The sequence below is a fragment of the Roseateles sp. genome (assembly GCF_046300915.1).
Taxonomy (GTDB): domain Bacteria; phylum Pseudomonadota; class Gammaproteobacteria; order Burkholderiales; family Burkholderiaceae_C; genus Kinneretia.
Map to the genome: position 1 here is coordinate 1 of NZ_JBKCLH010000050.1, position 9,771 is coordinate 9,771.

The 9,771-nt window shown below is 68.6% G+C and carries 6 protein-coding genes and 1 pseudogene; all 7 read left to right on the top strand.

Annotated features, from left to right (window positions below; translation table 11 throughout):
* Nucleotides 1-438 (top strand): annotated as a pseudogene (locus tag ACK5F2_RS03690) (polynucleotide adenylyltransferase PcnB); the annotation flags it as partial.
* A 5-nt stretch (nucleotides 439-443) separates the two neighbouring features.
* Nucleotides 444-953 (top strand): 2-amino-4-hydroxy-6-hydroxymethyldihydropteridine diphosphokinase, encoded by a 510-nt coding sequence (gene folK, locus ACK5F2_RS03695; protein WP_409862875.1) that lies wholly within the window; start codon nucleotides 444-446, stop codon nucleotides 951-953.
* Nucleotides 954-1,271: 318 nt separating this feature from the next.
* Complete coding sequence (locus ACK5F2_RS03700; RefSeq protein WP_409862876.1) at nucleotides 1,272-2,279, top strand: LacI family DNA-binding transcriptional regulator; 1,008 nt, start codon at nucleotides 1,272-1,274, stop codon at nucleotides 2,277-2,279.
* A gap of 40 nt (nucleotides 2,280-2,319) precedes the next feature.
* The gene (gene rbsK, locus ACK5F2_RS03705; protein ID WP_409862878.1) at nucleotides 2,320-3,258 is read left to right on the top strand and encodes a ribokinase; all 939 of its coding nucleotides are present in this window, start codon (nucleotides 2,320-2,322) and stop codon (nucleotides 3,256-3,258) included.
* Nucleotides 3,255-4,262, top strand: a complete 1,008-nt coding sequence (locus ACK5F2_RS03710; protein ID WP_409862879.1) for a nucleoside hydrolase — start codon at nucleotides 3,255-3,257, stop codon at nucleotides 4,260-4,262. Before rbsK ends, ACK5F2_RS03710 begins: the two co-directional genes overlap by 4 nt.
* 3 nt (nucleotides 4,263-4,265) lie before the next feature.
* Complete coding sequence (locus ACK5F2_RS03715; RefSeq protein WP_409862881.1) at nucleotides 4,266-5,582, top strand: TRZ/ATZ family hydrolase; 1,317 nt, start codon at nucleotides 4,266-4,268, stop codon at nucleotides 5,580-5,582.
* Nucleotides 5,583-5,709: 127 nt separating this feature from the next.
* Nucleotides 5,710-9,702: a phosphoribosylformylglycinamidine synthase gene (purL, locus tag ACK5F2_RS03720; protein WP_409862882.1), complete on the top strand. Its 3,993-nt coding sequence runs from the start codon at nucleotides 5,710-5,712 to the stop codon at nucleotides 9,700-9,702.
* The last annotated feature ends 69 nt before the right edge of the window (nucleotides 9,703-9,771 follow it).

Genomic DNA, 9,771 nt, shown 5'->3' on the forward strand with positions numbered 1-9,771 from the left:
GGCAAGCTGGCCACCGATATGCGCGAGATCTGGATGATGCAGCCGCGCTTTGAGCGCCGCAGCGGCAACGGGGTCTACACCCTGGTGGAGCAGGCGCGCTACCGCGCCGGCTTCGACTTCCTGCGCTTGCGTGCCGATGTGGGCGAGATCGAGCCCGCCCTGGCCGACTGGTGGGAAGACTTCGCCCTGGGCAGCGAGGAGGAGCGCGAGGCCTTGCTGGAGCAGGCCCGCGAGATCGACCGCCAGCGCCGTCCGCCCAAGGTGCACCGCCTGCCGCGCAAGGAAGGTGCGGCCGCCCGGGTGCCGGCCCACTCTGCGGATGCCGCTGAGGCGGACGAGGGCGGGGAGGGCGCAGCCAGCGCCGGCCCGGCCAAGAAGCGCCGCCGTCGCCGCCGTCCCTCGGGCAGCAAGCCTGCCGCGACCCCTTCGGCCGAGTGAATGGCTTGAATCCGGCTGAGGCCCCGCTCGCCACGGCCTATATCGGCCTGGGTGCCAACCTGGGCGATCTGCCGGCCACCTTGCGTACGGCCCTGGGCGCGCTGGCCGCTCTGCCGCACAGCCGCCTCGCGGCCGTCTCCGGCGTCTGGCGCAGCGCGCCGATCGAGGCGGGTGGCCCCGACTATCTGAACGCCGTGGCACGGTTGGAGACCCGGCTCGCACCCCTGGCCCTGCTGGATGCGCTGCAGGCCATCGAGCAGGACCATGGCCGCGAACGGCCCTACCGCAATGCCCCGCGCACCCTGGACCTGGACTTGCTGGCGCTGGATGAGCTGGTCATGGATGAGCCCCGCCTGCAACTGCCGCATGCGCGCCTGCATCAGCGAGCCTTTGTGCTGCGGCCCCTGCTGGAACTGGCGCCCGCGCTGAGCCTGCCTGGTTTAGGAGCCTTGGCTGACTGGCTGCCGGGTGTGGCCGATCAACGCTTGGAGCGCCTGGCGCTGACCCTTGCATGAGGCTGCCCACCTAGAGAGGTGGGCGCCATGGCGCCTGAGTGCTCGAACGCCTGTAGCAATCGGCGATAGCTGTTGCAGCGCACCTCAGGTAGTGGCTTTGCTTCTGGCGTTCACGATGGGTGTTGGGGCGATGCCCCTCCGTGAAATCTGCGCTATGGGCGAGCCCGCCTTGCATGTCAGCAGGAACTTTAGGCTATGCTCGCGGTCGTCGGCAAACGTTTGCCAACCTGAGCTCATTGCAGCGCTCTGCAGTCTTGCAGGCCCGGCGCTGCGGCGCTCAGAGCACCGCCTTCACCGAGTCTGCAAGAGTCCTAGCCTGTGAGCACGATCAAAGATGTCGCGGCCCTGGCGGGGGTGTCCTTCACCACCGTCTCCCATGTCCTGAACGACACCCGCCCTGTCAGCGCAGACGCGCGCCGCCGCGTGCTGGCGGCGGTGGAGGAGATCGGCTATCTGCCCAGCGCCGTGGCCCGCTCGCTGCGCAAGAGCGAGACCAAGATCATTGGCGTGCTGGTGCCCAATGTGAACAACCCCTTTTTCGCCGAGCTGGTGGTGGGGGTGGAGGAGGGCTGCCGGCTCTCGGGCTACTCGGTCTTTCTGTGCAACTCGGACAATGATCCCAAGCGCCAGCAGCAGTACATGCGCACCCTGCTGGAAAAGCGCATCGACGGCCTGCTGCTGTCCTCGGCCGGCGATGCCGAGGCCCTGGCCCGCATCTTCAAGCTGGCTACGGTGCCGGCCGTGACGGTGGACCGTTCCGTGCCCGGCGCCCGTGCCGATCGCGTCAGCGTCAACAACCAGGACGGCGCCTACAAGGCGGTGCGGCATCTGCTGGATCTGGGGCACCGCGAGGTAGCGTGCATCAGCGGGCCGGCGGAGTTCGAGGTCAGCATGGAGCGGGTCGAGGGCTGGCGACGGGCCTTGCAGGAACGCGGCCTGGTCGTGGATGAGAGTCTGGTGATCGAAAGCGATTTCAGCAGCGCCGGGGGCTATGAGGCGGCGCGTCGCCTGCTGCGCGAGCGTCCGCAGGTCAGCGCCGTCTTCGCCAGCAATGACATGATGGCCCTGGGAGCGCTGCGTGCCGCGGCCGAGCAGGGCCTGCGCCTGCCGCAGCAGCTCTCGGTGGTGGGCTTTGACGATATCGAGCTCAGTGCCTACGTTTATCCGGCCCTGAGCACCGTGGGTTGCTCCATCAAGGAGCTGGGCCGCGAGGCGGCCCGGGTGCTGATCGACCGCATCGAGAACCCCGGCGCGCCGCTCAAGGACGTGCAGCTCACGCCGCGCCTGGTGCAGCGTGAGAGCACGGCTGCACCGGGCGGCCGCTGAGGCGCTGGTGCCCAATAATTTGCAAGAGGAAGTCTTACCGATGAGCGATTCCCGCGCCGTCGCCGGCTCGTCAGCTGCCCAAGTGGTGGTGGTGGGCAGCAGCAATATGGACATGGTCTCGCACTCGCGCCGTCTGCCGGCGCCGGGTGAGACCTTGATGGGCGAGGCCTTTGTCATGGCCCCCGGCGGCAAGGGCGCCAACCAGGCTGTGGCCGCGGCCCGTCTGGGTGCCAGCGTGAGCTTTGTCTCCCGTGTCGGCACGCGCGCCCATGGCCGCGAACTGCTCGCCGCCTTGGCCGAGGAGGGCGTGGACGCCCGCGGCGTGCAGCAGGATGAGACGGCCCTGCCGGGCATTGCCGTCATCATGGTGGCCAGCGAGGGTGGCGAGAACTCCATCGTCTATGTTCCGGGCAGCAATGCCCAGCTGGTGCCGGCCGATGTGCAGGCCGCGGCCCCTTTGCTGCAGGCCGCTCGCGTCGTGGTGGCCCAGCTGGAGGTGCCGGTGCCGGCCATCCGCTGCGCCTTCGAGCTGGCCCGCGCTGCGGGCGTGAGCACCATCCTGAATGCCGCACCGGCCCTGGCCGAGGGCGCCGAGTTGCTGCCCCTGTGCGATTGGCTGGTGCTCAACGAGACCGAGGCGGCTCAGTTTACGGGTCTGGCCGCGGGGGGCGTGGCCGAGGCCGGCGCCGCGGCCCAGGCCCTGCTGGCGCGCGGCCCGCGTCAGGTGCTGGTGACCCTGGGCGCCCCGGGGGCCTTGCTGGCCGATGCCTCTGGCCTGCAGCAGCTGCCCGCCCGTGCCGTGAAGGCCGTGGACACCGTGGGCGCGGGCGATACCTTTGTCGGCGGCCTGGCCACCGGCCTGGCCGAGGGCATGAGCCCGGTCGAGGCGGTGCGCCTGGGCCAGGCCGCGGCGGCCATCGCCGTCAGCCGCAGCGGTGTGCAGTCCGCCATGCCGCGTCGTTCGGAGCTCCAGCCATGAACAATCTCTCTTCGCGTCCGCGCATTCCGGTGATCTTCGATACCGATCCCGGTATCGACGACGCCATGGCGCTGAGCCTGCTGGCACGTCACCCCGCCGTGGACTTGCTGGCCGTGACCACCGTGTTCGGCAATGCGCCGGTGCAGACCACCACGGCCAATGCCCTGGCGCTGTGCGGCTTTCATGGCCTGGACATTCCCGTGGCAACGGGTGCAGCAGGCCCGCTCTCTCCCTTGGGCGGGCAGGATTTTCCGGCCCATGTGCATGGCGACGATGGCCTGGGCGGCATGTCCAGTCGCTTGCCTCCCAGCACGCTGACCGTGGATGCGCGGCCTGCGCATGAGCTGATCTGCGAGATGATCAATGCGCGGCCCGGCGAGATCAGCCTGGTGGCCGTGGGCCCCATGACCAATCTGGCCCTGGCCCTGCGGCATGACCCCAGCATCGTGAGCAAGGTGCGTCAGGTGGTGGTGATGGGCGGAGCCTTCGGCACGCATGGCCATGCTGGCAATGTCACGCCCGTGGCCGAGGCCAACATCATCAACGACCCCGAGGCGGCCGACCGGGTGTTCGGCGCCGAATGGCCGGTGGTGCTGGTGGGTCTGGATGTGACCCAGGAAGTGATCATGGACGAGGCCTATCTGGCCGGCCTGCGAGGGCGGGGCCAGGGCGTGGGGGACTTTCTCTGGCAGGCCACACGCCACTACCAGGACTTCTATCACGAGCGCGATGGCATCGGGGGCATCTACTCCCACGACGCCAGCGCCGTGGCGTATCTGATCGATCCCTCGCTCTTCACCTTGCGAGGCGGGCCCGTCCGTGTGGTGACCGAGGGCATTGCCCGCGGCCAGACCATACAGGCCTGGCGCCAGTTCGGCGAACATGGCGGCGCAGCCTCGCCCTGGAGCCTCTGCCCCAATCAGCAGGTTTGCATCGATGTGGACGAGCAGGGCGTGCTGGACCTGTTCTCGCGGGCCTTCGACGCGCAAGACAACAAGGAGTAAGCGATGAGCACGATCAAGATCCTCAAGGGCCGCTGGGTCCTGACCATGACCCCCGGTGCCCCGGTGCTGGAGCGCCATGCCGTGGTGCTGGAAGGCGAGCGCATCGCCGCCGTCCTGCCCTGGGCCGAGGCCGAGACCCGCTACCCCGCGGCCGAGCGTGTGGAGCTGGGCCAGCATGTGCTGATCCCCGGCCTGATCAACGGCCACACCCATTCCGCCATGTCCCTGCTGCGGGGCGTGGCCGATGACCTGGCCCTGATGGACTGGCTCAACAACCACATCTGGCCGCTGGAGAAGAAGTGGGTCAGCGAGGACTGGACCTACCAGGGCTCCCTGCTCTCGGCCGCCGAGGCCCTGCGCGGCGGGGTGACCTATCTGAACGATATGTACTTCTTCCCGACCGCGATGGCGCGCGCCGCCCTCGACTCGGGCATACGCGCCGGCGTGTCCATCAATGTGATCGACTTCCCCACCGGCTATGCCAGCGGTCCGGACGACTACATCGCCAAGGGACTGGCCGCCTACGAGCAGTTCAAGGGCGAGGCCCTGCTGGACTGGACCAGCGCGCCGCACGCGCCCTACACGGTTTCGGACGAGACCTTCGTCAAGCTGCGCCAGCTGGCCGAGCAGCATGAGCTGCAGATGCACTGCCACATCCACGAGACACAGTTCGAGGTGGACGAGAGCGTCAAGCAGTTCGGCATGCGCCCGCTGGAGCGCCTGAACAAGCTGGGCCTGCTGAACGAGCGCATGGTGGCCGTCCATATGGTTCACCTCAGCGAGGCCGAAATCGAGATGCTGGCCGCGCAGAAGGTGCATCTGGTGCACAACCCCAACTCCAACCTCAAGCTGGCCTCGGGCGTGCAGCCGCTGAAGGCCCTGGAGGCCGCGGGCGTGAACACCATCCTCGGCACCGAGGGCGCGGCGTCGAACAACCGCCAGGACATGTTTGGCGAGATCCGCGCCGCGGCTCTGCTGGCCAAGGGCGTGACCGGCGACCCGCTCACCGTTTCGGCCCGCACGGCGCTGGAGATGGCGACCATCCGCGCCGCCAAGGCCATGGGCCGCGAGGCCGATCTGGGCTCGTTGGAGCCGGGCAAGCTGGCCGATGTGGTGGCCGTCTCGCTGGACGCGCTGGAGTGCCGTCCGGTCTATCACGCCGATGCCCAGCTGGTCTATGTGGCCGGCCGTGAGCATGTGTCCGACGTCTGGGTGGGCGGCCGCCAGCTGCTCAAGCAGCGCGAGCTCACCAGCATCGATGTGCCGGCCCTGCTGGAGCGCAGCGAGGCCATCGTCGAGCGCATGAAGACCGAGCGCTGAGCCTCGTTCTTTGACCAGGGCGTGAAACTTCGCCCTGACCGCCGGGAGCGTGGAGCGCTCTCGGTAGAATCCCGAGCTTCTTCGATCTAGGTCCGCCTACCCGGCCCGGACCGCCGCGCGGGATTCCATGGCTTCCACCACAAAGCATCTGCTTTCCTTCGAGGGCGGCAACGCCCTTTCCTCCTTCCGGGCCCAGGCCTTGCTGCCGCAGCTGCAGGCCGTCAATGAGCGCATCACGGGCCTGGCCGCCCGCCATGTGCACTGGGTCTGGAGCGATGTGGCGCTCAGCGAGGAGGAGAAGGCCAAGCTGGCCGCACTGCTGAACTATGGCGATGCCTATGCCGGCGGCAGCGAGGGCAGCCTGGTGGTGGTGGCCCCGCGTCTGGGCACGGTGAGCCCCTGGGCCTCCAAGGCCACCGATATCGCCCACAACTGCGGCCTGAACATCCACCGCGTGGAGCGTGTCACCGAGTACCGCATCACGCTGAAGGCCGGCCTGCTGGACGGCCTGACCGGCAAGGAACGCAGTCTGGCCCAGGACGAGCTGATCGCCTGCGCGGCCCTGCTGCATGACCGCATGACCGAGAGCGTGCTGCTGGCTCGCGAGGACGCCCAGCACCTCTTCGACGAGAAGAGCGCCCAGGGCCTGGCCCATGTGGACGTGCTGGGCCGCGGCCGCGCCGCCCTGGAGCAGGCCAACAAGGACTTCGGCCTGGCGCTCTCGGACGACGAGATCGACTACCTGGTCGACGCCTTCAACAGCCTCAAGCGCAACCCCAGCGATGTGGAGCTGATGATGTTCGCGCAGGCGAACTCCGAGCACTGCCGCCACAAGATCTTCAACGCCAAGTTCACGGTGGACGGCGAGGAACAGCCGCTGAGCCTCTTCGGCATGATCCGCAACACCGAGAAGCTCAGCCCCCAGCACACGGTGATTGCCTATTCGGATAACGCCGCCGTGATGGAAGGCCATGCCATTGAGCGGTGGATGCCGGCCGGTGATGCGCGCGCGCCCAAGTACGAGGCCCGCGCCGAAACCGCCCATGTGCTGATGAAGGTGGAAACCCACAACCACCCGACCGCCATCTCCCCGCACCCCGGCGCCTCAACCGGGGCCGGCGGCGAGATCCGTGACGAAGGCGCCACCGGCCGCGGCGCCAAGCCCAAGGCCGGCCTGACCGGCTTCTCGGTCTCCAATCTGCGCCTGCCGGGCCTCAGCGAGCCCTGGGAACAGGCCCAGGTGGGCAAGCCCGAGCACATTGCCAGCGCCCTGCAGATCATGATCGAGGGCCCGCTGGGCGGCGCCGCCTTCAACAACGAGTTCGGCCGGCCCAATCTGGGCGGCTACTTCCGCGTCTTCGAGCAGGAAGTGGCGGGCGTGCAGCGCGGCTATCACAAGCCCATCATGATCGCCGGCGGCCTGGGTGCCATCCGCGCCGATCTGACCACCAAGATCGAGTTCCCGGCCGGCAGCCTGCTGGTGCAGCTGGGCGGCCCCGGCATGCGCATCGGCATGGGCGGCAGCGCCGCCTCCTCGATGGCGGCCGGCACCAATACCGCCGACCTGGACTTCGACTCCGTGCAGCGCGGCAACCCCGAGATCGAGCGCCGCGTGCAGGAGGTCATCAACCACTGCTGGGGCCTGGGCGCCGAGAAGAACCCCATCCTGGCCATCCACGATGTGGGCGCGGGCGGCATCTCCAACGCCTTCCCCGAGCTGGTGAATGACGCCGGCCGTGGCGCCATCTTCGATCTGCGCAAGGTGCCGCTGGAAGAAAGCGGCCTGGCGCCCAAGGAGATCTGGTGCAACGAGAGCCAGGAGCGCTATGTGCTGGCCATCGCGCCCGGCAGCCTGGAACTCTTCAAGAGCATGTGCGAGCGCGAGCGCTGCCCCTTCGCGGTGGTGGGCGTCACCACAGAGGCGCGCGAGCTGATCCTGGAAGACGGCGAGGGTGGCGAGCGTGCCATCGACATGCCCATGGATGTGCTGCTGGGCAAGCCGCCCAAGATGCACCGCGATGTGAAGCGTGTGGCCCGCGATGGCGGCGCGCTGAACCTGACCGGCGTTGACCTCGCCCAGGTCGCTCTGGACGTGCTGCGCCACCCGACCGTGGCCTCCAAGCGCTTCCTGATCAGCATTGGTGACCGCACGGTGGGTGGCCTCAACCACCGTGACCAGATGGTCGGCCCCTGGCAGGTGCCGGTGGCGGACTGCGCCGTGACCCTGGCCGACTTCAAGAGCTTTGCCGGCGAGGCCATGAGCATGGGTGAGCGCACCCCGCTGGCCGCGGTGACCGCGCCCGCCTCGGGCCGCATGGCCGTGGGCGAGGCCATCACCAATCTGCTGGCCGCCCCCATCGAGCTGCCGCGCGTCAAGCTCAGCGCCAACTGGATGGCTGCCTGCGGCGAGCCCGGTGAGGACGCGGCGCTGTTCGACACCGTCAAGGCCGTGGGCATGGAGCTGTGTCCGCAGCTGGGCATCTCGATCCCGGTGGGCAAGGATTCGCTGTCCATGCGCACCAAGTGGGAGGACAAACAGGTTACCGCCCCGGTGTCCCTGATCATCACCGCCTTTGCCAGCGTGGCTGATGTGCGCGGCACCCTGACGCCCGAGCTGCAGGCCGGCGACACCTCCCTGATCCTGGTGGATCTGGGTCAGGGCCAGCACCGCATGGGCGGCTCCATCCTGGCGCAGGCCCTGAACCAGTTCGGCAATGAAGTGCCGGACCTGGATGACGCCGGCCTGCTCAAGAGCCTGGTGGCCGCGGTGAACGAGCTGCGCGCCGCCGGCAAGATCCTGGCCTACCACGACCGCGGCGACGGCGGCCTCTGGGCCACGGCCTGCGAGATGGCTTTTGCGGGCCACCGCGGCGTGAGCCTGAATGTGGACCTGCTGGTCACCGAGGGCGACGGCGTGAACGACAGTCGCGCCGACTTCGGCGACTCCAAGAACTGGGCCTCCCAGGTCAGCGGCCGGCGCGAGGAGCTCACGCTCAAGGCCCTGTTCAACGAAGAGCTGGGCGCCCTGCTGCAGGTGCGCACCGAGGACCGCGACGCGGTGCTGCAGGTGCTGCGCCAGCACGGCTTGTCCAAGCACAGCCATGTGGTGGGCAAGCCCAATACCAGCGGCAAGGTGGAAGTCTGGCGCGATGCCAAGGCCGTGTTCAGCGCGCCGCTGGAGGCTCTGCACCAGCAGTGGGACCAGGTCAGCCACCGCATCACCCAGCTGCGCGACAACCCCGCCTGTGCCGACAGCGAGCATGAACAGGCCGGCCGCGCGGACGATCCGGGCCGCCATGTGCACCTGACCTTCGACCCGACTGAGGACGTGGCCGCGCCCTTCATCGCCAGCGGCGCCCGCCCCAAGCTGGCCATCCTGCGTGAGCAGGGCGTGAACTCGCATGTCGAGATGAGCTACGCCATGGCCCTGGCCGGCTTCGACACCTATGACGTGCACATGAGCGATCTGCAGTCGGGTGCGGCCTCGCTGCGCGACTTCAAGGGCTTCATCGCCTGTGGCGGCTTCAGCTACGGCGACACCCTGGGTGCCGGCGAAGGCTGGGCCCGATCGGTGATGTTCAACCCGGTGCTGGCCGAGGACTTCCAGGCCTTCTTTGCCCGCGGCGACAGCTTTGCCCTGGGCATCTGCAATGGCTGCCAGATGCTGGCGGCGCTCTCGCCCATCATCCCGGGCGCGCAGGACTGGCCCAAGTTCACGCGCAACAAGAGCGAGCAGTTCGAGGCCCGCCTGGCCATGGTCGAGGTGCTGGCGTCTCCCAGCCTCTTCTTCCAGGGCATGGCTGGCAGCCGCCTGCCCATTGCCGTGGCCCATGGCGAAGGTTTTGCCGACTTCTCGCAGCGCGGCAATGCCGCCAAGGTGGCCCGCGCCCTGCGCTATGTGGACCACGGCGGTGCACCCACCGAGGTCTACCCGCTCAACCCCAATGGCAGCCCCGAGGGCCTGACCGGCGTGACCACGGCGGACGGTCGCTTCACCGCCCTGATGCCGCACCCCGAGCGCGTGTTCCGCAATATCCAGATGAGCTGGACCAGCGGCGACAAGAGCGCGCTCAGCCCCTGGATGCGCATGTTCCGCAACGCCCGCAAGGCCATCGGCTAAGTCGGCCCGGCGGCTCAAAAAAAGCCCGGCGAGCCGTGAGGCTCACCGGGCGAATGCGCGGGCTTCCAG